Annotated in this window: 21 protein-coding genes; 10 read left to right on the top strand and 11 right to left on the bottom strand. The window is 53.9% G+C overall.

Annotated elements, in window-relative coordinates; translation table 11 throughout:
• Positions 1 to 980, top strand: a 980-nt coding sequence (locus QP503_RS01370) for a glucosaminidase domain-containing protein (RefSeq protein ID WP_285101064.1), incomplete at its 5' end; no start/stop codon positions are given.
• Between the two features lie 58 nt (positions 981 to 1,038).
• Here QP503_RS01370 and QP503_RS01375 read toward each other — a convergent pair.
• Together QP503_RS01375 and QP503_RS01380 are read right to left on the bottom strand one after the other, a co-directional pair.
• Positions 1,039 to 2,283 carry a lipopolysaccharide biosynthesis protein gene (locus QP503_RS01375; RefSeq protein ID WP_006681355.1) on the bottom strand — a complete coding sequence of 415 codons (1,245 nt, stop codon included), beginning with the start codon at positions 2,281 to 2,283 and terminating at the stop codon, positions 1,039 to 1,041.
• A gap of 15 nt (positions 2,284 to 2,298) precedes the next feature.
• The gene (locus tag QP503_RS01380; RefSeq protein WP_006681356.1) at positions 2,299 to 3,174 is read right to left on the bottom strand and encodes a LicD family protein; all 876 of its coding nucleotides are present in this window, start codon (positions 3,172 to 3,174) and stop codon (positions 2,299 to 2,301) included.
• 227 nt (positions 3,175 to 3,401) lie between these two features.
• Here QP503_RS01380 and QP503_RS01385 point away from each other — a divergent pair, with 227 nt between their 5' ends.
• Positions 3,402 to 4,487: an acyltransferase family protein gene (locus QP503_RS01385; RefSeq protein ID WP_006681357.1), complete on the top strand. Its 1,086-nt coding sequence runs from the start codon at positions 3,402 to 3,404 to the stop codon at positions 4,485 to 4,487.
• Between the two features lie 152 nt (positions 4,488 to 4,639).
• Here QP503_RS01385 and QP503_RS01390 read toward each other — a convergent pair whose 3' ends face one another.
• Positions 4,640 to 5,524 carry a glycosyltransferase family 2 protein gene (locus tag QP503_RS01390; RefSeq protein ID WP_006681358.1) on the bottom strand — a complete coding sequence of 295 codons (885 nt, stop codon included), beginning with the start codon at positions 5,522 to 5,524 and terminating at the stop codon, positions 4,640 to 4,642.
• A gap of 218 nt (positions 5,525 to 5,742) precedes the next feature.
• Between QP503_RS01390 and QP503_RS01395 the strand changes: the two genes are divergently transcribed.
• Positions 5,743 to 6,579, top strand: a complete 837-nt coding sequence (locus tag QP503_RS01395) for an NAD-dependent epimerase/dehydratase family protein (protein ID WP_040318641.1) — start codon at positions 5,743 to 5,745, stop codon at positions 6,577 to 6,579.
• A gap of 65 nt (positions 6,580 to 6,644) precedes the next feature.
• On the opposite strand, the gene QP503_RS01400 is transcribed toward QP503_RS01395, so the two are convergent.
• From QP503_RS01400 to QP503_RS01410, 3 genes are all read right to left on the bottom strand, one after another.
• Complete coding sequence (locus tag QP503_RS01400; protein ID WP_179369807.1) at positions 6,645 to 7,571, bottom strand: DMT family transporter; 927 nt, start codon at positions 7,569 to 7,571, stop codon at positions 6,645 to 6,647.
• A 14-nt stretch (positions 7,572 to 7,585) separates the two neighbouring features.
• Positions 7,586 to 9,379 carry an NTP transferase domain-containing protein gene (locus tag QP503_RS01405; protein ID WP_103631998.1) on the bottom strand — a complete coding sequence of 598 codons (1,794 nt, stop codon included), beginning with the start codon at positions 9,377 to 9,379 and terminating at the stop codon, positions 7,586 to 7,588.
• A 168-nt stretch (positions 9,380 to 9,547) separates the two neighbouring features.
• A complete protein-coding gene (locus QP503_RS01410) occupies positions 9,548 to 10,840 on the bottom strand; it encodes a nucleotide sugar dehydrogenase (RefSeq protein WP_285101066.1) in 1,293 nt (430 codons plus the stop codon).
• A gap of 122 nt (positions 10,841 to 10,962) precedes the next feature.
• On the opposite strand from QP503_RS01410, the gene QP503_RS01415 reads away from it, so the two are divergent.
• Positions 10,963 to 12,111: a glycosyltransferase family protein gene (locus QP503_RS01415; protein ID WP_219810868.1), complete on the top strand. Its 1,149-nt coding sequence runs from the start codon at positions 10,963 to 10,965 to the stop codon at positions 12,109 to 12,111.
• A gap of 64 nt (positions 12,112 to 12,175) precedes the next feature.
• Here the strand turns inward: QP503_RS01415 and QP503_RS01420 are convergent, their stop codons facing one another.
• Positions 12,176 to 13,405 carry a glycosyltransferase gene (locus tag QP503_RS01420; RefSeq protein WP_285101068.1) on the bottom strand — a complete coding sequence of 410 codons (1,230 nt, stop codon included), beginning with the start codon at positions 13,403 to 13,405 and terminating at the stop codon, positions 12,176 to 12,178.
• Between the two features lie 65 nt (positions 13,406 to 13,470).
• Between QP503_RS01420 and QP503_RS01425 the strand changes: the two genes are divergently transcribed.
• Together QP503_RS01425 and QP503_RS01430 are read left to right on the top strand one after the other, a co-directional pair.
• Positions 13,471 to 14,826, top strand: coding sequence for an oligosaccharide flippase family protein (locus QP503_RS01425; RefSeq protein ID WP_181002095.1), 1,356 nt, complete (start codon positions 13,471 to 13,473; stop codon positions 14,824 to 14,826).
• Complete coding sequence (locus QP503_RS01430) at positions 14,823 to 15,986, top strand: glycosyltransferase family 4 protein (protein WP_285101070.1); 1,164 nt, start codon at positions 14,823 to 14,825, stop codon at positions 15,984 to 15,986. The genes QP503_RS01425 and QP503_RS01430 overlap by 4 nt, the downstream gene beginning before the upstream one ends.
• A gap of 71 nt (positions 15,987 to 16,057) precedes the next feature.
• Here QP503_RS01430 and QP503_RS01435 read toward each other — a convergent pair whose 3' ends face one another.
• From QP503_RS01435 to QP503_RS01450, 4 genes are all read right to left on the bottom strand, one after another.
• Positions 16,058 to 18,262 carry a cell wall-binding repeat-containing protein gene (locus QP503_RS01435; RefSeq protein WP_219585339.1) on the bottom strand — a complete coding sequence of 735 codons (2,205 nt, stop codon included), beginning with the start codon at positions 18,260 to 18,262 and terminating at the stop codon, positions 16,058 to 16,060.
• Between the two features lie 100 nt (positions 18,263 to 18,362).
• Positions 18,363 to 19,346, bottom strand: a complete 984-nt coding sequence (locus tag QP503_RS01440; RefSeq protein WP_103632004.1) for a Gfo/Idh/MocA family protein — start codon at positions 19,344 to 19,346, stop codon at positions 18,363 to 18,365.
• 7 nt (positions 19,347 to 19,353) lie between these two features.
• Complete coding sequence (locus QP503_RS01445; protein WP_103632005.1) at positions 19,354 to 20,454, bottom strand: DegT/DnrJ/EryC1/StrS family aminotransferase; 1,101 nt, start codon at positions 20,452 to 20,454, stop codon at positions 19,354 to 19,356.
• Positions 20,454 to 21,053, bottom strand: coding sequence for an acyltransferase (locus QP503_RS01450; protein ID WP_006681370.1), 600 nt, complete (start codon positions 21,051 to 21,053; stop codon positions 20,454 to 20,456). The genes QP503_RS01445 and QP503_RS01450 overlap by 1 nt, the downstream gene beginning before the upstream one ends.
• 120 nt (positions 21,054 to 21,173) lie before the next feature.
• On the opposite strand from QP503_RS01450, the gene QP503_RS01455 reads away from it, so the two are divergent.
• The 4 genes from QP503_RS01455 to QP503_RS01470 all read left to right on the top strand — a co-directional run bounded on the left by QP503_RS01455 (position 21,174) and on the right by QP503_RS01470 (position 25,223).
• Complete coding sequence (locus QP503_RS01455; RefSeq protein ID WP_101627541.1) at positions 21,174 to 21,854, top strand: glycosyltransferase family 2 protein; 681 nt, start codon at positions 21,174 to 21,176, stop codon at positions 21,852 to 21,854.
• Positions 21,854 to 22,288, top strand: coding sequence for a DUF2304 domain-containing protein (locus QP503_RS01460; RefSeq protein WP_103632006.1), 435 nt, complete (start codon positions 21,854 to 21,856; stop codon positions 22,286 to 22,288). The genes QP503_RS01455 and QP503_RS01460 overlap by 1 nt, the downstream gene beginning before the upstream one ends.
• Positions 22,289 to 22,350: 62 nt before the next feature.
• Positions 22,351 to 23,667, top strand: a complete 1,317-nt coding sequence (locus QP503_RS01465; RefSeq protein WP_101627543.1) for an LCP family protein — start codon at positions 22,351 to 22,353, stop codon at positions 23,665 to 23,667.
• Positions 23,664 to 25,223: an LCP family glycopolymer transferase gene (locus QP503_RS01470; protein ID WP_285069653.1), complete on the top strand. Its 1,560-nt coding sequence runs from the start codon at positions 23,664 to 23,666 to the stop codon at positions 25,221 to 25,223. The genes QP503_RS01465 and QP503_RS01470 overlap by 4 nt, the downstream gene beginning before the upstream one ends.
• Positions 25,224 to 25,306: the final 83 nt, after the last annotated feature.

Consider the following 25,306-nt stretch of genomic DNA (forward strand, 5'->3'; position numbering starts at 1 on the left):
TGGCCACCGGCTGGACCCTCGTCAACAACACCTGGTACCACTTCACCCAGAGCGGCGAAATGAAAACCGGCTGGGTCCACAATGGAAACACGTGGTACTACCTCGACTCTTCCGGAGCAATGGCCACCGGCTGGACCCTCGTCAACAACACCTGGTACCACTTCACCCAGAGCGGCGAAATGAAAACCGGCTGGGTCGACAACGGTGGCACGTGGTACTACCTCACCACCTCCGGAGCAATGGCAACCGGTTGGCGATCAGTGAACGGAACCTGGTATTACTTTGAAGCATCAGGCGCCATGAAAACCGGTTGGCTGGAAAACAACGGCACCTGGTACTACCTAGCCCCTTCAGGAGCAATGGTCACAGGCCAGCAGGACATTGATTCGGCCACCTACTACTTTGCCTCCGACGGAACGTGGTTTACTCCTACGCCGATCATGGGAGCCCCCCACACAAACCGTGCCACAACAATCCAAGCAATGCTGAACGCATACGCCCAATCGGGTCACTCCTATCCCTCGGGTGCACTCAGCATTGGGGGCGCTCCCACCGCTTTAGACTTCTTCTCGATCCTCTATGACGAGGCAATAGCCGAAGGCATCAACCCGGAAGTTGTCTTTGCCCAGTCCATGCTAGAAACCGCGTGGCTCTCATTCGGTGGCGACGTCAAGATCCAACAGTTCAACTTCGCAGGACTTGCCGCAACAGGTAACGGAGCACAAGGCAACGGCTTCCCCGACGTGCGCACCGGTCTGCGGGCACAAGTCCAGCACCTACGCGCATACGCTGACCCACATGCAACTGAATCTAGTCTTGCCTACCCCTTGGTAGATCAACGGTTCGCCTACGTTTTAAGGGGAAGCGCGCCCATCGTTGAATACCTCGGCATTCAAGAAAATCCCCAACACCGCGGGTGGGCGACCGCCAAAAACTACGGGTTCCACATCGTTGCCCTGATGAAGCGGTCTTTCAGCTAAAAAGTGAACAGAGTGTACCCCGCGTTGGGATTGAAGTTGTTTCGGCTCTCACATACGACTACTGTTCGACGGCTTTCTTATCCCTGTTCGCCACCAGTACGAGTCCGAAGATCATGGAGAGCACGGTCATCGCTATCCCATAGGCAATCGAAGCACCCATAATCTGATAACGCGGGATCAGAATGGGAACAAGAGCTGCAATCGTCAACGCTGACACGGCGTACCCTACAAAGACCAGCTTCTGCTGGCGCATCGTCGTAATCGCGTAATACAGAATCACACTGGCAGAGTTCATGGCTCCACCAAAGACAAGAACGATCAGCTCCGTTCGATATGGAGCAATATCTTTACCGAAAACAAGATTGAGAATCGGAACACCAATAAAGTAGGTCACAATCGCAACCGCGACAAATGCGCCCGCTGTAGCGGTAAGCCCGCGACGCACGATCCCAACAAATCCTGACCAGTTGTGGCGAACCCAATGATGAGCCATCTGTGTGAGGAGTGGTCTAAAGACAACCAATGCCAGCAAATTGATTGCTACCGCAGGCATGTAAAGAATTGCGAAAATACCCTGTTCTGTCAGGCCCAAGTAACGGTCAATACCGAAACGTGGAGCATTCGCAAGATACATGGAAATAAACGATGCAAGAGCAAGCGGTAGACAATCAATGAGGAGAGCAGAAATCTCGCGTTTTGTCCATAGCGGTTTGAAAGCAAAAAGTCGCACGCTCTGAGGAACAAATAGAACGATCATCGCTACGAGCGACGCAACCAAAGTTGCAATTACTGTTATCCAAAGGTTCTGCGTAATGACAAGCCCGGCGCTAAATACAGCTGTAGTGACAAAAGTACGCCAGAACCCTGCTGCACCAGCAATATCCAGATGGCCACTACGTTGAAGCTCGCAGTAGTAAACATCTTCGAACGCATCAAAGACGCGGATCGAGGCAACCAGGATCATGAGCATCACAGCGGAGAGCCCATCGCCACTCACAACCGCGTATCCTGCAATGCCAATAATCATTGCACCGACGGTCAAGATTCTAGTTGCATGATAGGTGCCGAAAGTAAACTTCCCCGACGCATCTGTCACATGGTACGTGCGTACTTCAAACATTCCCAGCGTCTGGAATTGTTGACCGACCGCAATTGCTAACGAATATAAGCCGGCAATCTCAATACCGAGAACACGAGTGACAACGATCAACATGACTACCGTCGCAGCAGACTGCATCAGAGAATATGCAGTATTCCAAAAGTAGTCACGTTTGAGAGAACTACTGGCACTGGCGTCCGACATGGACTCGTCCTTCTCTCAGGCGAGGCTTTCGTAGGGACCGAAATCGATTTCTACCGGCTTATGGTTACGGCGCTTCTCTTCCGGTGGCATCTGCATGTAGTCGCCGTACGAACGTGTCAGAACCGCGTCGTACTCGCGCTGGAGTTTGACCGTAATGTCTTCAAACGGAACATCCAGAGCTGGGAAGAGCTCCTCGCGAGTCACTGTCCAGTTCCACGGATCACGCATCGAAAAGTCAGCGTAGATCCCTGTATCAACCGATTCGAAACGACGAGCAGCCTTATCCCACTTGTTCTGCAACATTTGTGGGGTTACACGGAATAAACGCATAGCCCAATGAGCAAGCGAGGTTGCACTGTGGATCGCAAAACGCTTGAAGCCGTGTGTGTCAATCAAGTAGGGAGTCGGGGTTCCCTGTACGTAGAGCAGACGACCCCACACCCATGTTCTGCGACTCATTGCTTTAACCGCTGCAGGATCATCGCCCGGAACATTATCGAGAGGGAGTAGATCGATTGCTAGGCGCATCCGGTACTTCGAGTCCTTGCCAAACTCAGGAATGAAGACAGTTCCATCCAGCCCAAGTTTGGTAAACATGAAGGGATATTCTGGCACCGTACGCGTATTGTCGAAACGATAGTCTTTCGACATAATCTTCGGCGCCTCGGCAAGGAAACGCTCGTAATCGGCACGAGTCATAAGCACGTCAACATCATCGTCCCACGGGATGAACCCCTGATGCCGCACAGCCCCAATAGATGTTCCACCGTAGACCGTGTACTCGACCCCAAGCTCGCGACAGGCTTGATCAAAATCCTTCAGAATCTTTAGGAGAACTGCCTGAATCTTCGCAAGTTGCTCCGGATCTGAAAATGCATCAGGCGTTGCCATACGTTGTCCTTAAACTCGAGCATCATTCCAACTTGATCGTTACCCGATTATCGCACAGGAGAGTATTTCAGCCGAGAAACACATCGTGCTTCAACAATGATCCCAGACTCGTTACGCCACAAGAATTCACATGCACATCCACGTTGTTCACCGCTGTCGTAGGTTGCACACGAGAAACAAGAGTCGATCAAGGGGAGCCAGATATGCGTCCATTACACTAAGTGACCATGCATCTGCCCCAACCATATACGCGAGATCTTGGCTCTCGCGATAACGCCCTCAACCTCCTGCGATTAGCCCTTGCGTTTCTGGTTGTGTTTTCTCACGCCCAGATTCTGGCAGGTGTTGGAGATGGTGTTGTCTGGCAGGGACAACACCTGGGTAGCTGGGCAGTCGTTGGTTTCTTTGGTATTTCCGGCTTTCTTATCACGGGCGCACGAACTCGAAGTAATGGCGCACACTATTTGATGAATCGCATTACTCGCATCTATCCCGGATTCTTGCTGTCCCTCGTTGCGGTTGCTTTCATCTTCGCACCGATTGCCTATTACGTTGAAAAGCACTCGTTCGACGGGTTCTTCGCAACTCCGACTACGCCACTCCACTACATTTACTCGAATATCTTCCTTTTAATTAATCACTACGATGTCTCGGGCACTCTTGCATCGGTGCCTTATCCGTCGGCTTGGAATGGTTCCCTCTGGAGTTTGTACTACGAGTTCTGGTGTTACATCATCATCGGTGTCTTCCTGTCATGGGCGTTCACAAAGAACCACGTGTGGCCAACAATCCTGCTATTCCTCGTGTCGGTAGCAATTCACGCGAGAATCGGTTGGTTCCTTCCCTACGTTGGAAATAGTGGCGATTTTCAGCTACTCATCTTTATGCTCCCGTACTTCCTTGGGGGCGCGATTATCTTCCAGCTAGGCGATAAGTTGCCAATGAGATGGGAGTACGCTTTTGTTTCCCTCATCCTTGCGCTTGCGTGTATCTACGGTTCGGACGGTTTCGGTAAGCAAGCAGCATCACCATTTATGGCCTACGTGATCCTCTGGCTGGGAGCTGTTCTCCCCTCTCCGAAACTCATTCAGGTTCATGACATCTCGTACGGCGTGTATATTTTCCACTTCCCCGTCCTTCAGCTTCTTATCCTGTTCGGCGTTCACACGATGGGGTTCTGGTTCCTTTTAATGGTTGCCACGTTCATCACTGTCATCTTGGCGACAGCGAGCTGGTTGGGTGTTGAACGTGCAACGATGCGTTGGGTTCGCGGAAAATCCCCCTGGGGAGAGCTCTCCTTAGCTGCTCGTTAGTAAGCCTCAGCAAACAAGGCTTTTCGCTACAGAGAACTCACTTCCCTCATTTCCGCCATTGCCTTCCAACGAAGTGATAGCCATTCACTGAAAGAGGTTGGTGGGCGCTTTTCAGAAGCACCCACCAACCTCTTTCAGTGTGCTCTGACACACTACGAAATCACATGCTTCAGAAGTTGCGAGACAGCCGCGTTATCCTTCTGCTTCAAGGCTTGGGGAAGCAAAGTCAGAGCATGTGCTCTCGACGTTGAATGAATACGCGCAGCACGTGCAGCGCGCCTCCAGCCATTCTTCAATACGAGCTTCTCGGCAATCGCAAAGTAATCGCGTTCTCCTTGGAAACGACGGCCATCAAAAAGTGCAGTCGACGATGCAGATTCAGCGTGACGACGGTATGCAAAACATACATAGGGATCGAAGAGCAGAGAGCCTCCAGCCACGATGACATCCATGACAAGCGCAAGATCCTGAATAATCGGGAAACCCGGACGGAACTGCGTTGTTTCAAAAACCTCACGCTTGAAGACGAGCGAAGGCCAGTACAACCAATCGGCTCGCAACAGCGATACGGCAAGATCCTCACCGGACAACAGACGAGGCCGCTGCGCATCAGGTCGCAGTAGGGACTTAACCCGGTCGACAACAGGAGTGACCGCAGAGCTGCTCTCATCAATGATTCGAACTCCCGGCTGGATAATGGATGCAGAGGGAAATTCAGAGTGAAGCTTCAAGATTCGTTCGACGAAGTCGCGTTCTGGAACATCATCGCATCCAAGCAACATAATGAGCTCCGCCGAGGCAAGTTCAACGCAGTGCTCATAGTTCTGAGTGATGCCCAGATTGTTTTCATTGCGAATATAAGTCACGCGCTCGTCATCAAGGTGCGAGAAGTACTCGCCCACCTGCGGATCTGGGTAGCAGTCATCAACAACCGTCAACTTCCATCCGCCCACGCTTTGGTTACGAACGGCCTCTACTGTTTCAAAGAGGTACGACGGTTCGCCCCAAAACGGCAACATAATGTCGAGGGTATGCATAGCTCAATCTCTCAGATTCTTCGGGGGAAGGTAGACAACGGGTCTGGCTTCTACCTTTCAGATAACTCCATCTTAGTTGCTCGATTATTATCTCGGCAGAACCTACAGGGAACGCCAAGATAGTGCGCGAACCCTCACCTATATTTTTCAGCTCACGGTGTCTGATTTAGCTCGTTTTATACGAGGTAATGGCAAAGCCAACTGATACCATCACACCTATGCGAAAGACTGTTCTCGTTACTGGTGCCGGTGGCTATATTGGTCGCCATGTCGTCGACGCTCTGCTGAAGCATGACGTCAATGTTTCTGTCGTGGATTTGAAGTTTGACGGAATCGATGAACGCGCTAAACGCCTGAACGTCAATATCTTTTCAGGCGACGCTGACATCTACGAGCAGCTAGGCAAGCCCGATGTTGTGCTTCACATGGCCTGGAGGGACGGTTTCAAGCACAATTCTCAGGCGCATGTGGACGATTTGGCTTCCCACTACCACTTCATCTCACATCTTCTTGAAGGTGGGTTGTCTCAGATTGCAGTGATGGGCTCAATGCATGAGGTCGGATATTGGGAAGGTGCTATTGATGCTGACACCCCCTGCCACCCCGCGTCCCTCTATGGAGTAGCAAAGAATGCTCTGCGTGATCTCACCGCTATTCGCGCTTCTCAAACTGGCTCATTGATGCAATGGATCCGTGGCTACTACATCGTCGGCGATGACAAATTCGGTAATTCCATTTTCAGCAAGCTTCTTCAGGCTGATGAAGAAGGCAAGACATCTTTCCCCTTCACCATGGGAAAGAATCTGTACGATTTCATTTCCGTTGATGGTCTAGCGCAACAGATCGCCGCGATCGTGACGCAGGATGAGTACACGGGCATCATTAACGCGTGCTCGGGTCAACCGATCTCATTGGCTGACCGCGTTGAGGCATACATCAAGGAAAACAATCTTTCTTTGACACTCGAGTACGGCGCCTTCCCCGATCGTCCTTATGACTCCCCCGGCGTTTGGGGCGATCCAACGATCATCAACCAGATCATGGCAAAGAACTGACTTCGCGTTCATATAGGTGTGGCCTCCCTACAGACAGGGAGGCCACACCTTTTTTGACCAGGATCCTATGTGAACTGCGAACGCAGTTCCTTCCAGTTCGGCGTAGCAGCCAGAACCGTACCCACCAAGATAACCACACAGCACACGATCTGTAGGACGCTGGGAACGGTCCCTTGCAAAAGGAATGCGAAGATCACCGCCCACGCAGAGTAAGAGATGTTCAGTGCCATCCCTCGCGAGGCGCCGACTGTGTCGATGGCCTTGTAGTAGAAGAGATACGAAGCCGTTCCGGCGATTGCGGCAATCGCGATCACACCAGTTCCCGCCGTCGGGATTGCACGGAGGGTAAACCCGACGACCCCAGCGATCGGAGCAACAACAATGACATACACGAGCGCCGATGTTGTTTCACGAATATGGAGGGCAGTCTCGTTGTCAACGGCATCGTCACGCATTCCCCACGCGAGAATGACAGCTTCGGAGCCCCAACCAAAAACACAGGCAAGAGCGGCAATGACGCCAAGGACAGGGTTGCCCTCGGTAACCGTCTGCGTGGACGAATAGCCGATCATCACAATGGCTCCAAGAGCTACGAGCAAAGCAATAATCTGCTTGGGGCTCATACGTTCTTTCAGGAATACGAACGCCAGAACGGTACCCACGGCCGGGTAGAAGGTGGAAATGATGGCCGTAAAGCCCGGCCCGATGTGATTGATCGCAATCAGGTACCCGGTCATACCGAACGGACCACCCAGCAATGCGCCGAGCATGACGGCTCGACCCGATCGAGTCTTCACCGCAGCTAAAGAGTCACGTAGACGACCTCTCAGGCCCATATAAACAAGCAGGACCAGGGCGGCCGTCACATCGTGCAGTAGCGCTGATGAAAGCGATGATTCTGACGCATCGAGGAACGGGACAAAGACTAGTGCGAGAGCCAGGATCGATGTGTCCAAGCCCCAGAGAGCACCCGAAAAAATACCCCACTTCATTGCGTGTCTCCTCTTCAGTTATCCAGCTCGGCGTTCTCGTACGCAGCAAGTAATTCGTTGAGCTTTCCGGTTGCGTGCGAGTAGTAGATGTACAGCCATTCACCGACGTTGTCGCCCTCTGCTTCCTTTACGAGGGACCAGATGTACCAACACCACCCGGCAAAGACAACGTATGACCAGAAGTGACGCTGTTCGGTTGGGGTGGGTGTTCGGCCAAAATAGTATTCGAGGGCTTGGGTAGCAAGCTCATCGGTGAGATCGGTCGCGCAGACGACCATTGTCCCGAAGTCAGCAGCGATATCGGACATCCCCGCGTATTCCCAGTCGATCAGGTCAAGATGCCCGTTCTGAGAAACAAGGAAGTTCAGGTTGAAGAAATCGTTGTGGCTGGGACCCAGCGGGAAGTTGTCCGCATCGGCGTGTGTCTTCAGCCGAAGGACCTTGGTGCGAAGCTCCTCATATCCAGGTACGTCGATGGGACCAAACTGTTTCAGAATCTCTTCGTATCGCAGACCTTCAGTGACGAAGTCAAAGTTGCGCGTGAGAGTCTTCCCGCTGTCATGTAGGCGTCGGGACATCTGCATCGCGCGACGAAGCTCGTCGGGATTCGTCACGTCAAGGTTGCGACAATCGGGGATAAAGCGAGAGATCTTCCATCCTTGAATCGGGTTGGAAGCAAGGAATGTCGAGTCTAGTTCCAGTTCACTCGCCAGATTCAGTGCTTCGCTTTCGGCTTGTCGGTCCACGATCTTGTCAGTTCCCAGGCCCGGATGGCGATAGACATACTCTTTGTCTCCCACAGCAAAGTGGCATGACAGATTAGTAATTCCCTGCTTGAGGGGGTAGACATCCTGGATATCATTCACATCGCAGTTCAATGTTGCCGTGATGTTGTCAAAAATCTCGGAGTCAACGTTCTCCATGAAGAACGGGTCAAAAGAGCGAAGTTCATCAAGAGAATCAAATTCGTTAATCAGGCCAGCAGGGTATGTGCGCATGACCATCGAGAACTGCTTGATATTGTCGACATAGATCTGTTCCCAGAGCTTCGGGGCGGTTTCTGGAAGGTGATAAACGCGCTCGAGGATCTCCACAAACGTGGCTGAGAATTCACGATCGAAGTAGACGTGGCCAAGCATGATCCACGCGTCATGTCCGCCAACTTCAACGCCGGTAATGCGACCGCCAGCGCCGGTTGTCAGACACCACTCATCGGTCTCACCTTCAACATACTGGGCAGAGTAGTAGGCGCGGTAAACGTGGGATTCGAAAGGATTCTCGGTGAAGTAATCGTCGGACGAACAGACGTAGGTATTGGCCAGTTTGTCGCGTACCAGCCACAGCGAACCATTGTTGTTTCGCGTGGCGTATTCGGAGTTCACAACGATTTTCACGCCGTATTTTTCGACGAGGTAGAAGAAGTATTCCTTCTTGTAACCGACAACGACGGTGATGTCTGTAATTCCGGCTTCGTGGAGCTGCTCGATCTGGCGTTCGATCAGAACCTCTCCGTGAACACGCAGGGTCCCCTTCGGTCGTTCATAGGAGATAGGGGCGAAACGTGATGAGAGACCTGCTGCCATAATGACTGCGTTATCGACAGCATATGGCGCGAGAGCTTCCAGGCCAGCGTCAGTGATCTGACGGGCCGCAAGATACCCGCTCGCTTCAAGCTCACGAACAGCCGAGTTCACACGTCCTAGTGACATACCCGTTATTGCTTGGATCTCACGCTGAGTGAGCGTTTCTTCGTTACAGTTCACTGCGTAAAGAACATCGAATTGCGCGTGTGACAGTGGTGCAGACATCAGCCATCCGTTCAAGAATTGTTTTCCGAGACTCACGTTCAAACATAAGCCTTGTGTAAATAATTATGAACATACAGCGTGGTGATGTCACGCATTTTTGCGTATTTCACATATTTTCAATCGGCTTCAACGAAGCAAATACGTGCACTTCATCGACTTTCTGGCACGTTATTCACCAATAACGACGCGTGGCACCCCCGCCCACAACTCGGGTGAGGTCACGCGACGCCCATCGAGTAGCAGACGAATTCCTGGGCAATCCGCTGGGGTGAGCGTGCGGTACAGTGCATGATCGGCCTGAACAATGGCGCAGTCGCACGCATCAGCCCCCAGATGATACGGCTCCCACCCGAAGCCTCGTAACTCATCGTCTGAGTACATCGGATCATGAACGGCGACGTTTGCCCCGCGAGTGCGCAGAGCCTCAACCGTGGCGAACACGCCGGAGAACGCCGTCTCTTTCACTCCCCCACGGTACGAGGCGCCTAGAACCGCAACTCGTAGCCCCGCTAGCGAACCCAGCACGGACTCCGCGCGAGACACAACGTATTCCGGCATCGTCGCGTTGTAGGAACGCGCAGTGCGCACGATCGATGCATCCGGGTCGGTCGACAGGTAGAGGCGCGGGTAGACGGGAATACAGTGCCCTCCCACTGCGATCCCCGGACGGTGGATATGCGAGTAGGGTTGGGAATTGCACGCGTCGATCACTCGCTCAACATCAATCCCCACCTTGTCCGCATAGACTGCAAACTGGTTGGCCAAGCCAATGTTGACATCGCGGTAGGTAGTTTCAGCGAGTTTCGCCATCTCTGCAGCCTCGGCGCTTCCCATATCCCAGACTCCGTTGGGGGAAGGCAGATCAGCGCGCTCATCGAAGTCGAGAACCGCTTCATAAAAAGCAATGCCCGCCGCTGTTCCCGCATCGTTCAGCCCACCAACCAGCTTCGGGTATTTACGCAGGTCAGCAAAGACTCGTCCGGTCAGCACGCGTTCGGGCGAGAAGACGAGATGGAAGTCTTGCTCTTCCTTCAATCCCGAAATCGACTCGATCATTGGCTTCCACCGGTTGCGGGTGGTACCCACGGGCAGCGTGGTCTCATAGGAAATAAGTGTGTTCGGAGTGAGATGCGTGGCCAGCGAGCGCGTCGCATCATCCATCCACCCGAAATCCGGCTCCCACGTCGTGTCATTAACGAAAAGCGGAACGACAAGGACAACAGCGTCAGCGCCGGGAATCGCTTCTTCATACGACGTTGTCGCACGCAAGCCCCCTGAAGCAACAACGTCGCGCACGTATTCATCAAGGTGCGCTTCACCTGGGAAAGGTTCGACACCCTTATTCACCAGGTCAACGGTCGTTTCATTCACGTCGACGCCGATGACGTCATGCCCTTTCATCGCATACTGCACGGCCAGTGGCAGTCCAATTTTTCCGAGGGCAACAACAGCGATACGCACGGGTACTCCTTCAGGGCTCTGTTCGCCATCAAGTATGCGCTGAAGAAGCCGTGACTCTCTTGATTCACGCGCGGAGCGCCGGTATCCGTGGGCGCACACAGCAGATAGATAGAATGAATTCCATGTCACGTCCCCAGATTCTGGTCCTCTCATTTTCTCCGCTTATGCGCGATGCCCGCGTACTGCGTCAGCTCAGCGTCGTTGCTGAGTTTGGTGACATCACGACCTGCGGATACGGTCCTGCGACGCCCTATTCCACGCATCATGTTGAAATCCCAGCAGGCGCGGCCTCGTTGCCCCAGACTCCCCTGGGAGTTGCGTGCTTGGCACTTCATTGCCACCGCGCATCGGACTTGGCAGCCCCCGGCACGCGCGCAGTCATTGACGACTTACGGGCACGTCACTTCGACGCAGTGATCGCCAACGATGCGCGCGCACTTCCGCTTGCGTACGAGGCCGCCCAGTCTGCACCGATCTGGGCTGACCTGCACGAGTGGGCACCTGAAGAGCGCACCCACGTTGCAGCGTGGAGGATCCTTATTGCGCCGTGGATCGATTCGGTCTGTGAGCGTTATCTTCCCAGGGTCGCGAATGCGACGACGGTTGGCACAGAAATTATGAAGCTCTACGAGCGCCGTTATGGTGTTCGCCCGCAGCTCATGCGTAATGCCGCTCCTTTCGCGGACCTCACGCCATCAACTACTCCTACACACAGGCCACTACGCATCGTCCATTCGGGTGCGGCAGTGCCCGGGCGTAGCCTCGAAACAACGATCGACGCAACCCTGGCTACGGACGGCGATTTCAGCCTTGACCTGTACGTGGTGCCCGGTGGGGATAAGGGCGCTTATCTCAAAGAATTGAAGGCGCGAGCATCCGGTTCGGACCTCGTTCGTTTCCACGATCCTGTCGCTCCCGCTGACCTGCCGGCCACCCTGAACGCCTACGACATTGGTGCATTCTGGATGCCACCGGTGACAACAAACGCACGCCTCACGCTACCCAATAAGTTCTTCGACTTTGTGCAGGCACGTCTTGCCCTGGCAATTGGGCCGAGCATTGAAATGACCGCTTTACTCGAAGAACACGAACTGGGCGTCATCTCCGCCGGGTACGAGGTTCCTCAAATCGTTGATTCCCTGCGCCAGCTGACACCAGAAGTGGTTGACCAATTCAAACAGGCTTCGCACACCGCCGCACCCGAGCTCTGCTTTGAGAAGGAAGCTGAAGTCGCACGCGGAATCATGCGCGACATGTTGGGATGTTCTTAACGAATAGTTCGCTCCCACATCAGCACATTGAGTCGCAGGTTCCCCGAAGTGACCCCGTTGAAACTCAGCGTGAAGATTGAGCCACTTCCAGCACGATTGCGGTAGCTCGCGCAGATGAGACCGCAACCGATCGGTGTTCTACAACCCAGCGATGAAGGCGCGCACGATCACAGCGCGGATCATTGTCATCAAGAGTTGACAGCTCAACCATCGCATCACACACCGCATCGACATCTACATCAACTGCGCACCCCAGGTTTGCTTCCGCCACGTCGAGTGCAGCCTGCCCGGGACCAGCAAAAATAACAGGAGTTCCCGCTGAAAGGGACGATAAAATCTTCGTCGGATACGCGTAGTCGTAGGCGCCGGGCTTCATTGAGGCAAGCGACGCAGTGGCGAGCGCGTACCAGCGTTGGGCTTCCTCGGCGCTGACAGTTGGGTGGAATTCAATTCCAGCAATCCCGCGAGCGCGATCGCGCAACTGCGCCCACGCACTCCCCTGCCCTAAATAAATGAGGCGCGCCTCCGGAAGCTTCTCCTTCACCTTTTCGAACGCATCGATAAAGATCTCCGGAGCGAGCCACTGGGCGACTGTGCCCGCGTAAAGGAAGACGGGGCCTGAAGTTTGGGGGAATCCTTCGGGGACGAGGCCACGATCCCCGCTCAATTTGCCGTCGCTTGTTTCATCGCGGGTCGTATCAATGCCATTGGGGACGACGACCGCTTCCCGACCTGAAATGGCCTGGACTCGATCTGCGACCCCCTGGGATACGGCGATGACTGCCGTTGCTCGCTTCATTGCGGTTCGTTCCATCCACGTCACCGCGTCAACGACAAGTCCAGTGGTTCCTTGGGCGCGCGCCGCGTCCGACACGATATCCGCCGCATAGTAAATGTGAGGAATACGCCGTATACCACATGCGATAGCGGTAACAAGACCGGTGGTCGGCGGCGGTTCGTTGACCACTGCATCTGGGCGTTTCGCCGTGAGCAGGCGGAAAAAGAGCGGAAGGTCGAAAGACATATAGGGAACGTATCCGCGTACTGCTCCCGTTGCGTCACGAAGAACCGGCCAGCGCCTGACGTCGATATCGTTCATCCACGATGGGAGTGGGAGGCTCCGCAGTGATTTTTCGGGCTTTGAGGTGAAAACACGAACCTTAGCCCCACGTGCATGCAGGGCACGAGCGAGAGCACTCAAGCGAAGTGCCGCGGCAGCTGGATCAGGCGTAAAAGTACGAGTCGCAATAACGACACGAGCCTGTGATCGCGATGGTGAGCGTCGTCGTTTCACCCTTTAAGTGTGCAGTACTCTCCCCTGATACTCCAAGCAGGCACCGTAATGGCACAATTGCACGTATGGGTTCGTCTATCCTGCGTCGAATGCGAGCTGAGCATCCTCAGCTGGCACATATTTCGACGCTTCTGACGGGAACCGTCATTGCACAGCTGATTGTCCTTGTGACAACCCCCATCATCGGGCGTCTCTATACTCCCGAAGATATTGGATCGTTTGCCGCGTTCCTTGCTGTTCCGCAGATTGTCGCAGGCGTGAGTGCTGGCAGATACGACATGGCAATCGTGCTTCCCGCCCGTGACAACGAGGCGCGACGCCTTGTCCGCGTTTCGCTCACGCTGACATCCATCGTTTCAGCGCTGACGTCCGTACTCTGTTGGATCTTTGCCCGCCCCATTTCCCGCGCTTTAAACCACGAGGAATTGGCAGGGATTCTTGGCTGGTCAGGCATTGTTGTCATGTGCCTTTCCGTCACGTCAGTGATGAATTACTGGCTCACTCGGCTCGAACGATTCTCAGCCATTTCATCAAATAGGGTGCTCAATTCTGCCGGTATTGAGTTGAGCCGCATCGGAGCCCCATTTGCTGGCTTAGCTCCCCTAACGGGTCAGATTTTCAGCCAGTTCTTCGGGCAGATCCTCTCTACTTCTGCTCTGCTGTATCGTGGCCGATCGAGCCTCGTTGCCCCCGAGACTGGCGGACGCACCACGAAGCAACTCCTGCGCCGCTACCGGCGAATGCCATTACTTAACGCTCCCAATGTGTTGGTTGATGCTGTGCGAGTCAACGGAATCGTCCTGCTGATTGGCGTGTGGTATTCAGCTGATCCGCAGGGGCAGTTTGCCAAAGCGTGGCTCCTCATGCAGGCGCCCGTAGCTCTGATTACCAGCGCAGTTTCTCAAGTGACCTATCGTTCCCTCGCGGTTGCACCCCGCGGAACAATGCTGGCCACAGTCCTCAGGTCGATCCGTTTATCCTTCTTTGCCTCCATCGGCCCCTTCGTTCTGCTTGCCTTGATCGCTCCTTCGTTGTTCCCCTGGTATTTGGGGTTCGGTTGGGAACAGTCTGGGCTGATTGCTCAAGCCCTCCTCCCCTGGCTTCTGCTCAATGTCGTGACATCGCCGATTTCAACGGTTTTCGTTGTCACAGACAGGCAAGGTCTGATGCTCGCTTTCGCGTGCATGTATGCGGCAACTCCCCTTGGAATCATCCATATCATGGGTGGCGCAGGCTTTCCGATCGTCACCACGCTCTGGGTTGTCTCCATCGTCCAGGCACTGTTACTTGCCGGCCTCACCGCGCTCACGGTTCGCGTTGCTAGAGTCTGGGATAAGTCTGACAATACGGAGTCTTACCCCGTTACGCCACGCACTAGTGGCGTGGCGCCCATGACCGTTGAACAGGCAGATACCGAATGAAAGTCACACTTGCCAAAGGTACCCTGTCGATTCCTCCCACGTATTTCGCCACCGCCCATGCGCTCGCAATGCCGGATATCGACTGGACCATCGTGACTCGTACGGCGTTCATCGATGATCCATCAATGAGCATTCCTGTTCTCCAGGTGGTTCCCGATCGTCTTGCCCCTACAGTTCAACGCGCTGCGAAATGGGCGTATGGGCACGCCATGACACGCATGATTGTTGCCAGCCACCCCGACATCATTCATCAACAGCAGGCAACGTGGTCTCTTCCAGCGGCTCGAGCATCACGCAAGCTCGGTGTTCCACTGGTGACAACCGTGCACGGTGGGGATGCCTATCATCATTCCAACCTTGGAATCCATCTTCCCTCTATACCGAGAAGAGCCGGCGCATATTGGAATGACCTCAATATTGAGGCTGCGTTCCATCAATCTACACAGGTGCTCGCCGTGTCGAGGTTCCTTGCTGACAAAGCTGTTCAATCTGGAGTAGATGCCCGCAAACTGACTGTTCATTACCAAGGCGTCGACACCAGCTGGTGGACTCCCGCCACTTCTTCCATCACCGGCGAACAATCTCCGCTTGCCACCGATGATCCAATCCTGCTTTTCGTCGGAGCGCTGAGCGAGCTCAAAGGGATCCCCGACCTGCTTTCTGCTCACGATTCCCTCTTAAGTTCGTACCCCCATCGCCTTGTCCTGATCGGAGATGGGCCGCTACGTTCTCAAGTCGACAAGGCCGCTTCCGCCGACCCATCAATTCACGTGCTCGGACGCGCAACAAAGGAAGAGGTCCGCAAGTGGATGCGTTGCGCGACCGGCCTCGTACTCCCCACCCAAACAACGAACGGTAGAGCCGAAGCCGCCGGACTTGTCCTTCTTGAAGCGCAAGCGTGCGGGACCCCCGTTATCGCGAATCGGGTCGGTGGAACTCCTGAAATGGTCGCACCATCGTGGAGTGAACATCTCGTAACGGAGCGCGATGTGCAATCCCTTGCATCCCAGATGACAGCCCTGTTGAGCATGAACGAGTCTGAGCGCGAAGAACGCGCTCAGCATGCGTCACGCTGGGTCAAAAAGAATCGCAGTGTCACACGCGCAATCGAACAACTACGGGATATCTACAGTCAGCTCACACACTCAACAGCCTTCTGAGCGCGCGGAGTCCGAAAACACCGTGGGCGTTGTGAGGAATTCTCCTTTCGCGCCCACTTTGCTGTTTCTGGTCACCTACTTGCGCACATCCGGGCTTTCATGAGAACTTCGTCTGAAACAGCACCGGTTCCGCCTAGAGCGACAACCTTCTTGGGTTTAACGTCCTTCAAGTAGTCGCAGACACTGGAGGGCAGTGAAGCGGTTTCGGTCAACAGACGAGGACCATCCGTGAGGGTGCCTGATGCAACACCATCCATGAAAACATCGCCGCGGACAAGATAGACAATTGAAGGCTTTGTCGGATACGAATGACGCGCTGAAGCAACCGACGTGGAGTACCGGTCTGTCCCTCCGAGCGAGGTGGCACCAGCAGCTAGCGACACCGAGCCCAGCTGATACCTCTTTCCACCCAGCTTTGATGCCAAAGAAGCAGACGCACTATCCAAGCCAACTCCCGGCTTCGCCAAGAGAATCGGCCCGTCTTCGGCGTTTGCAGCAACCAGAGCGTCAGCTGAGCCAACGCCGTTCACACCCAAGCCATCTGCAACGTAAACCGCTGCGGATGTCGTGGGAAACACGTATGAAGCAACACGACGAGCAGTATCAAAACGATCAGTTCCGCCCAAGCGCACTCGAGAAACACCCGGGAGCGAGTTCCAGAGCGAATCTGGCAAGACTCCGGTTCCACCAACCATGACGACCTTTGAAACACCAAGGCGTCTCATTTCGTTGACTGTTTCAGGCTTCACTCCCCCGCGTGAAGCGAAGAGAATTGGCCCGTCTTTAACGACGCCGGCAGCCAAAGCATCAACCGGCGACAGGCGGTTCACCAGATAGGCTGTCGTCGCTCCCGAGGGGAAACGCGCTTGCGAAATGGCAATTGCGGTGGAATCGCGGTCTGCGCCCGAAAGACGTCCGCCTTCAGCGGGAACAGCTCTGGGAGTCTCCTGAACATTGCCTGCTCCGTCAATCCAAGCGTTGTTGCCTTTAACGAGGCTGGCAACAACCTTACGCAGACGCGGAAGCTTGTCATAGAACGCTTGACCTGGGCACTCTGTTCCCCCGACGTCACGGTGACCCGACAATGCTGGAATCCAACGACCACCGGCTGGCTGCCCCTGAACCCAGATGCCCTTGTAGGGATCCTCGATACCGATTCGTTTAAAGAGCCACGCAGCGAGCTTTGCCACGGAGTTCTGAGCTACATATGGCGGTTCTTCGTAGACGAAGTTTCCGACAACAGAAATGCCCAGCGTGTTCGTGTTCGCACCGTAGGCATGACCGCCTTCGTAGAAGCCAGTCAAAGATCCTTCGCGACCTTCATATACGGTGCCATAGCGATCAACGAGGAAGTGGTAGCCCACATCACCCCAACCATTCACGTTGGTGTGAAAATTCCAAATACCCTTCACCGTCGCCGCGGCGCTTGCCTTAGAGTAGCTGTTGTCCGAGGCAGTGTGGTGGATAACAACACCCTGAGGCCTAATCGCTTCAGGAGTCCAACCTGACGACCATGGCAGACCGTATTCGCCACGGGACAAAATATTCAGTCCCTGCATTCCAGTGTTGTACGAGGCGCCTCGTACACCAGTATTCACTGCACGCGCGCCCGGTTGCTCCTTGAAGTCAACCTTCTTCAACGAAGAATCAGAGCCAAGTTCATTTTCCTGGGTTTCGGTGTACACCACGCTCACATGAACGTTCCCCAGGGCCTGGACATCAGTATCAGTGCCAGGCGCCGCTTTCACGACAGCTTCGATTTTCGAGGCATCCTCAAGATAAATGGGATTCGTGCTCTGCGTCATTGTCTCAGCAACAGCATCCTCAAGTTCGACGTCTGTCCAGCCAGACCACATACCATCGGCTTCGCTTCGGTATGCGATCGTGACTGCGCCTTCTTTAATACCGTCTTCGAACACAACACCGGCAATAACAACACCTGAAGGAAGATCAGACGCGACGTGCAGAACAGATTCTTCATTCTCTTCGGGAACTACTTCGGAAGCATTGTGAAGAGAGCGCTGTTCAACCTCAACAAGGAACGGATCTTCACTTTCACCAGTTCCGTATTCACTTGGAGCGACTTTTTCTTCCATGGGAGCTTCAGCGATGTCTTCCATGCCATGAATATCAGCAATGGAAACCGTGGCAGGAGCAACATCCATGTCAGAGGGAAGAACTAAGTCAGTAGCAGTCGAAGGCGTCGATGGCTGAAGGGCAAGAGCAGCAGCTAACGCGCCCACACTCAGAAGCGACACAATAGACAATCGGCGCACAATTACTCCAAAACGCGGTGACAGATGTTGCTAGTGTGACACATGTTGTTAATGGAAACAATGTGAATTCACCAGTATCACGCCATTGAGCCCCTATTTGTTACAGGGTCACCGCGTACCCTTCGCGCGCAGACTCCAGTATCGCTTCCGTGATTCGTAGGGTCTCTAAAGCTTCACGCATCGAAACATGATTCGCCCCTATACCGTTGATCGCATCGCGGAAGTTCTCCTGTTCAACAACAAGAGGTTCACGCTTATCAATCGCATAGCGAGTCACTGTTCCCTCACTGACACCCCTAAAAGCTGCCACTTGATCCCACTGAACGCGTGTTGAGCCGTTTTCGTAGAACGTCAGGTCCGCCATCGCAGTATCGGCGACCAGGGCCCCCTTCTCTCCAACGACAATCGTCGTGCGATCTTTATAGGGAGAAAGCCAGTTGATCTGGTGGTTGACCAAGATGCCATTATCCAAACAGCCCGAAGCAACCAGCATGTCTTCATCTTCGCGCCCCGAACGATACGCCGTTTGGGCAAAGATTGTCCGATAGCTACTCCCCGTCACCCACTGCGCAAGATCAATGTCGTGCGTTGCCAGATCCTTCACTACACCGACGTCGGAGATGCGCGCCGGGAAAGGTGATTGCCTCCTGGTTGAAATCTGAAAAATTCTTCCAAGCTGACCGCCAGCGATGCGCTGACGCATTTGCATGAGCGCAGGGTTACAGCGCTCAACGTAGCCAACAGCACCGATAACACCAGCATTATCGAATGCTTCAACGATCTTCTTGCCCGCTTCGTATGACGTGGCAAGTGGCTTTTCAACCAATGTGTGAACACCAGCGTCAGCAAGGCTCAGTGCCACTTGCTCATGGAACACCGTCGGTACAGCAACGATCGCCGCATCAATACCTTGGGAAATCATGTCATCAACGCTAGGCAGGACGTTCATGTCATTGCCGACACCAAAGCGATCTCCTGCTGGATCAACAAGGGCAACCAGCTCAACTCCATCGGTTTGTCGAGCAATGCGAACGTGATGGCGCCCCATTGAGCCAACGCCAACGATACCCAAACGAATAGTCATCGAAACCTCATGCCCCAGCGCGAGCAAGCGTGTTCACGGCTTCAACGATGCGTTCACGTTGCTGGTCGATCAAGGATGGATATACGGGCAACGACAATACCTCGCGCGCAGCGCGAAGCGTATTGTCGAGTTCGGTCGATGGCGCATAGGGTTTCAATGACTCAAGCCTATGATTCGGAATCGGGTAATACACTCCGCTTCCCACTCCCCATTCCTCAGCCAATGCCTTCATGAAACGGTCTCGATCAGTATCAATCAGACGAATCGTGTACTGGTGATATACGTGAGTCGCTCCCTCAGCGACACGAGGAACAATTACTCCTTCTAAATGAGTGTCAAAGAATGCGGCATGAGCTTGACGTTGCTTGGTCCACTGTCCAACTTTCGTCAATTGCACCCGCCCGATTGCCGCATGGATGTCGGTCATGCGGTTATTCAAGCCAACCAGCTCATTCGCATACCGTTGTTCCATACCTTGGTTACGCAAAAGACGAACGTTTCGTGCAATCGTCTGATCCGTTGTCGTCACCATGCCACCCTCACCGGATGTCATGTTCTTCGTCGGATAGAAACTGAAAGCTCCAAATGCTCCAAATGTTCCAACGAATTGACCATCAAGCTGAGCCCCGTGTGCTTGGGCCGCGTCTTCAAAGAGCATAAGCGAGTATTTGTCCGCGAGCGCTTTCAGCTCATTCATCGGCGCCGGATGACCATAGAGGTGAACCGGCATAATGGCTTTCGTTCGCTCAGTGATTGCATTTTCAACCGAAGCGGGACTCAGACAGAACGTATCAAGATCAATGTCAGCAAAAACAGGCGTTGCTCCGGCGAGTACAACTGCATTGCCCGTTGCCGCGAAAGTAAACGACGGAACAATAACCTCGTCGCCGACGCCGACCCCCGATGCAAGAAGACCCAAATGAAGCGCAGAAGTTCCTGAATTAACGGCAACGGCATTGGCGCCACCAGCAAGCTGAGCTGAAAACTCGTTTTCAAATGCGGCGACTTCTTTACCCTGGGCAAGCATTCGAGAACGTAGAACTCGGCAAACAGCGTCTACTTCCTCTTCGCCGATAAGGGGATGGGCGGCAGGAATCATTGCAGGCATCAGTCATCGTCTTTCGTCAGGACAGTATCGCCAACGACAGTGTAGGTTTCACCCGTCTTGGGGCAACGCAAACGCGACGGTTGTCCCTCAATCTCTTTCAGTGGAACGCCAGCCGTTCCTACCCAGCCAACCTGTCGGGCAGGAACACCAGCGACAAGGGCATAGTCTGGAACATCTCGCGTAACAACAGCGCCTGCTGCAACCATCGCCCAACGACCAATTGAGACGGGAGCAACCACAACAGCTCGCGCGCCCACCGAAGCTCCATCACCAATTGTGACGCCGACAGGTTGCCAATCATCAGCAGATTTGATGGAGCCATCTACGTTCACTGCTCGTGGAAAATGATCGTTTGTCAGGACGACTGCTGGCCCAATAAAAACTCCGTCACCCAATAGGGCAGGTTCGTACACCAAGGCATAGTTCTGAACTTTGCAGTTAGCTCCCAGCCTGACACCTTCGCCGATATACACGCCGCGACCGATGATGCAGTTCTCGCCCAGAATCGCGGCCTCGCGAATCTGAGCGCAATGCCAAACCGCGCACGAAGGCGGAACTGAGGCGTTCTCGCTCACATCCGCGCTTGCTTGAATACTCACCGGTCATCCTTTCATAGGCAACACTCCTACTGTACCGGCGACGTTTCTTTCCTCTCAATGCTCTTCATCCCCATACACTCACGTCGCCACGCTGCATATAAGAGTGCGAGAATAGCGGTCATGAGGATTGATGACGATACGTGGATCATCATCCCTACGTACAACGAGGGACAGATGATCGGCACCGTTATCGATGCTTTGATGCCTTATTTTTCTCGGATTCTCTGTGTAGACGACGGGTCAAACGATGATTCTGCCAAGGTCGCCCGCTCACATGGAGCCACTGTCATTACCCACCCGATCAATCTTGGTCAGGGCGCAGCTCTGCAAACAGGAATCGAATGGGTGAAGACTCATACATCGGCGCGCTGGATTGTCACTTTTGATGCTGACGGTCAACACGATCCGAAAGATGCTCGTTCAATGGTGGAATACGGGAAAGAGAATCAGCTGGGTTTCGTGCTTGGATCTCGTTTCTTAGGAAGACACGGCAAGTCCGTTCCGCTACTACGTCGCGTTGCGCTAAGAACAGTGGCATTCATTTCCGGTCTACTCGGGGGGCTTCGTCTGTCGGATGCACACAACGGGCTTCGAGCTCTGAACCGTGATGCTTTTAGCCACGTGCACCTGCATCACAACCGCATGGCACACGCCTCGGAGATTAATTCTCAGTTGGCACGCACTCACTTGCCTTATGCTGAGTACCCGGTCCACATCACGTATTCGGACTATTCGCAAGCTAAGGGACAATCCCTTTTAAACGGCGTCAATATTCTTGTTGATCTTATGTGGGAGCGATGATGACAGAGTATTTTCTTATCCGCGCCCTACTGATCATCGGTCTTGCCCTTGTCACGTGGCTACTGGTTCGCCCAGTTCAAAGCCAATCGCATCTTGCCGCCCAACGGCTACTGATCCTCGTCATCGTTATCTTTGCCATCATCACAATTGTGTATCCGCCACTTCTGAACCAGATTGCGCGGGTTGTCGGTGTAGAACGGGGCATTAACCTTTTGGTCTACGCCCTCATTATCTGTGTACTCGCCCAGATGAGCGCGTCGTATCGCAATTCCATGGCGCTGGAAAAACGAATCACTCTTCTTGCCCGCCAAGTCGCGCTTCGCAACGACCCACCTTCGCGCGAATCCCCTCTGACGACGCATACTCACACCACCGACGAGCCCGGGAATCCCTCAAGTGAGCCAAGTACCACTCTGAACAACACGGGCGATTAAAAACGCCACTTTTGGGTGCCCAACCGCCGAAAACGCTTCTATTCACGCTACGATCGACACCGATGAGTAAAAAAACGTTGAAGAATCGGGCAAACCTGGTTCAGCATGCCGCACGGAACCCCTTCCGTTTTGGTGTTCTGCGAACCGTGCTCGCATCTCTTTTGACCGTGACGCTATTCGTTGGCTCCACTGCGGCTTTCGTCTATCGGAGCCTTGCCAATCAGGTGAAGAACGCGTCGCTGGATATTTCTGCGCTTGAGGCACCTCAATCCACCAAACCAGAACCAATGAAGCTCATCGATGCTTATGTGGGACAACCGATCAATATTCTTGTCTCCGGTGTCGACTCACGCTATAACCAAAGCTCTGACTACGGTGACGCCGAAGAACTGACGACGATTCAGTCCGACACGACGATGATCGCCCATATTTCCGCCGATCGTTCGGAAGTCACATTTGTCTCCATTCCTCGCGATCTTCTGACCCATATCCCTTCGTGTATGCGTTCAGATGGTTCGATTACGTCGTCGTACTACGGAATGTTTAACTCAGCATTTGCAATGGGTGCCGGTACAAACGATCTGGCAGGTGGCGTTGCCTGTACCAAAGCAACGGTCGAAGAACTGACTGGTTTAACGATTGACGGATTCATTGTTGTTGACTTCACCGGCTTTAAAGGGTTGATCAATGCTGTCGGTGGCGTGTGGCTAGATATTCCTGAAGAAATGTACGATCCCGCGTCCGGTCTCGATCTTGAGGCAGGGTGCCAGTACCTCGACGCGAATAGCGCGCTAGCGTACGCGCGCGCTCGTAAAAATGTCGGCGACGGTTCAGATATTTCTCGTATTGGACGCCAGCAACAGCTGATCGCGGCAGCGCTTCGTGAACTTTTGTCCCGAAACTTTATTACTGATTTCCCCGCCCTGATTTCTTTCGTTCAGGCAGCAATTGCTTCTCTTACAGTGTCACCGAACTTCGGCGACATTAACGCTGATGCCGGTCTGTTTGCCTCCATGCTGAAGTTGCAGGCATCGAACATTCGCTTCACAACGATGCCGTGGGCTGAAGCCCCCGAGGATCCCAACCGAGTGATTGAGATTGAATACCTTTCGCGACCATTGTGGCAGGCATTAGCAACTGACACTCAGCTACCGGGAGGTACAGAGTACACCGACGGGACCGGGGCTCACATGACGATCCCTTATGAAGACGCACCTGCTGATTCCACTCAATCAGTTGCTCAGGCTTCTTCCTCCTCTTCCGGCGGAGTCATTGAAGAACAAGATGAATCTGACACGACTGCCGTGTCAGATACTGCATCATCTGCTTCCAGCGACACCGCTCAACCTGTCCCTGCAACCTGTCCCCCGAACCGATGAGCACCGAACCTCCCTCTTTCGTCCCTTCATCTGGTCGAAAGCGTCCTACACGCGCGGATGTAAAGAAGGTGAATGGCGAGACACGCCACCCTGATTCTCCGGGCATTCCTCGCCTCTCTGTCGAACAGCGAGCTATTTCGTCCTCAGAATCGGGAGCAGATTCGAAGGATCAGGTTCTTCAGCGCCCCGTTATTCGGCTCCGTGAACGCCCTCGTGTCAGCGGTATTGCGGCAGACGATGCCGAACCGCATGCGTGGCGAATCGGATCAGAATCAGCAGATGAACAGATGCCGAAGCGTTCTTTGCTCCCAACAACCGCTGACCAACCTGCTGAAAATCTTCCTCCATCTTTTGCTCCCGGACGCAAACATCGCGTGGGGCGAAACTCAGATTCAAGCGAGCATCGGCAAACAGCAAATCCCCCTGCTTATACTCCGGGTCGCACGATGTCGAAGCCTAGCGGGATCACTCATACTCCACCTACTCAGGAATCTCGCCAACGTGGAATGTCAACAACCACGTCTTCTGTTCAGCGCTTTCAACCACGGGGTCAATCAACGAACGCTGTCTCTTCGAAAGCGTCGCTTCGTCACCCTGTAGCACCAAAGAAACGTTCTGCTCATTGGGGACGCAAACTCGTCTCCCTTGTGGTCGCCCTTCTTGTCCTGATCGTTGCGTGGGGAGCTTTTTTGGTGTGGGATGCTAATTCTCACCTTGGTCGAACAAACGCTTTGACAAGCGGAGCGAACACGCCCGGTACAACCTATCTTTTAGCGGGATCTGATTCCCGCGCAGACGGCGCAGTGCAGGATGATTTTGACGGGAATGATCGCTCGGACACCATTATGTTGGTTCACGTCGCTCAGAATGGTCAAGCAACAGCCCTCTCCATCCCGCGCGACAGCTACGTGGAGATCCCCGGCTACGGCTGGGACAAGATCAATGCTTCTTTCGCATATGGTGGAGCAAATCTGCTGACACAGACAGTTGAAAATCTGACCGGATTGCACGTTGATCACTATGTTCAGGTCGGCATGGGTGGCGTTGCGAATATTGTCGATGCCGTTGGCGGAATCAATGTATGTTTCGACGGTGATGTCAGCGATGATCCTTCTGGGCTTGTCTGGCAAGCTGGATGTAGCGACGTTGATGGGATGACAGCCCTAGCCTTCTCACGTATGCGCTACTCGGATCCGAAGGGCGATATTGGTCGTGCTGAGCGGCAACGTCAGGTGATTTCAAAAGTTATTGACAAGTCCGCAAGCATCGGAACATTTGTTAACCCTGCACGTACTTTGCGCCTTGAGCGAGCTGGCTCTGAGTCTTTCACTGTCGATGAGGATTCGTCCGTTGTCGATGTTGGGAAGCTTGTTTTGGCGTTCCGCTCTGCATCGAATAACGGATTGATCGGCGCTCCCCCCATCGACGAGATTAACTATCAGACTGATATGGGCACCTCTGCTGTCCTTCTTGAAGGAACAACAGCCCCTGATTTCTTTGAGAAGCTGCGTTCAGGCTCACTCTCCACCGAAGATTTCAATATCTTCAACGGTTAATTCTCAGTTTCAAGCTGAAGATCATGCAACGGTGTGTGGGGGATGGTCGTAACGACCATCCCCCACACCGCAAGTAATCGAAG

Origin of the sequence: Pauljensenia sp. UMB0895 (assembly GCF_030218905.1) — a bacterium.
In the GTDB taxonomy this organism is placed as follows: domain Bacteria; phylum Actinomycetota; class Actinomycetes; order Actinomycetales; family Actinomycetaceae; genus Pauljensenia; species Pauljensenia turicensis_A.

What these genes read in the sequence shown, in the direction of transcription:
- QP503_RS01375 (WP_006681355.1), bottom strand. Translation starts at nt 2,283, where the DNA reads ATGTCGGACGCCAGTGCCAGTAGTTCTCTCAAACGTGACTACTTTTGG.
- QP503_RS01380 (WP_006681356.1), bottom strand. Translation starts at nt 3,174, where the DNA reads ATGGCAACGCCTGATGCATTTTCAGATCCGGAGCAACTTGCGAAGATT.
- QP503_RS01445 (WP_103632005.1), bottom strand. Translation starts at nt 20,454, where the DNA reads ATGCCTGCAATGATTCCTGCCGCCCATCCCCTTATCGGCGAAGAGGAA.
- QP503_RS01415 (WP_219810868.1), top strand. Translation starts at nt 10,963, where the DNA reads ATGTCACGTCCCCAGATTCTGGTCCTCTCATTTTCTCCGCTTATGCGC.
- QP503_RS01385 (WP_006681357.1), top strand. Translation starts at nt 3,402, where the DNA reads ATGCATCTGCCCCAACCATATACGCGAGATCTTGGCTCTCGCGATAAC.
- QP503_RS01470 (WP_285069653.1), top strand. Translation starts at nt 23,664, where the DNA reads ATGAGCACCGAACCTCCCTCTTTCGTCCCTTCATCTGGTCGAAAGCGT.
- QP503_RS01395 (WP_040318641.1), top strand. Translation starts at nt 5,743, where the DNA reads ATGCGAAAGACTGTTCTCGTTACTGGTGCCGGTGGCTATATTGGTCGC.
- QP503_RS01460 (WP_103632006.1), top strand. Translation starts at nt 21,854, where the DNA reads ATGACAGAGTATTTTCTTATCCGCGCCCTACTGATCATCGGTCTTGCC.
- QP503_RS01440 (WP_103632004.1), bottom strand. Translation starts at nt 19,346, where the DNA reads ATGACTATTCGTTTGGGTATCGTTGGCGTTGGCTCAATGGGGCGCCAT.
- QP503_RS01405 (WP_103631998.1), bottom strand. Translation starts at nt 9,379, where the DNA reads ATGTCTGCACCACTGTCACACGCGCAATTCGATGTTCTTTACGCAGTG.
- QP503_RS01425 (WP_181002095.1), top strand. Translation starts at nt 13,471, where the DNA reads ATGGGTTCGTCTATCCTGCGTCGAATGCGAGCTGAGCATCCTCAGCTG.
- QP503_RS01390 (WP_006681358.1), bottom strand. Translation starts at nt 5,524, where the DNA reads ATGCATACCCTCGACATTATGTTGCCGTTTTGGGGCGAACCGTCGTAC.
- QP503_RS01430 (WP_285101070.1), top strand. Translation starts at nt 14,823, where the DNA reads ATGAAAGTCACACTTGCCAAAGGTACCCTGTCGATTCCTCCCACGTAT.
- QP503_RS01465 (WP_101627543.1), top strand. Translation starts at nt 22,351, where the DNA reads ATGAGTAAAAAAACGTTGAAGAATCGGGCAAACCTGGTTCAGCATGCC.
- QP503_RS01400 (WP_179369807.1), bottom strand. Translation starts at nt 7,571, where the DNA reads ATGAAGTGGGGTATTTTTTCGGGTGCTCTCTGGGGCTTGGACACATCG.
- QP503_RS01455 (WP_101627541.1), top strand. Translation starts at nt 21,174, where the DNA reads ATGAGGATTGATGACGATACGTGGATCATCATCCCTACGTACAACGAG.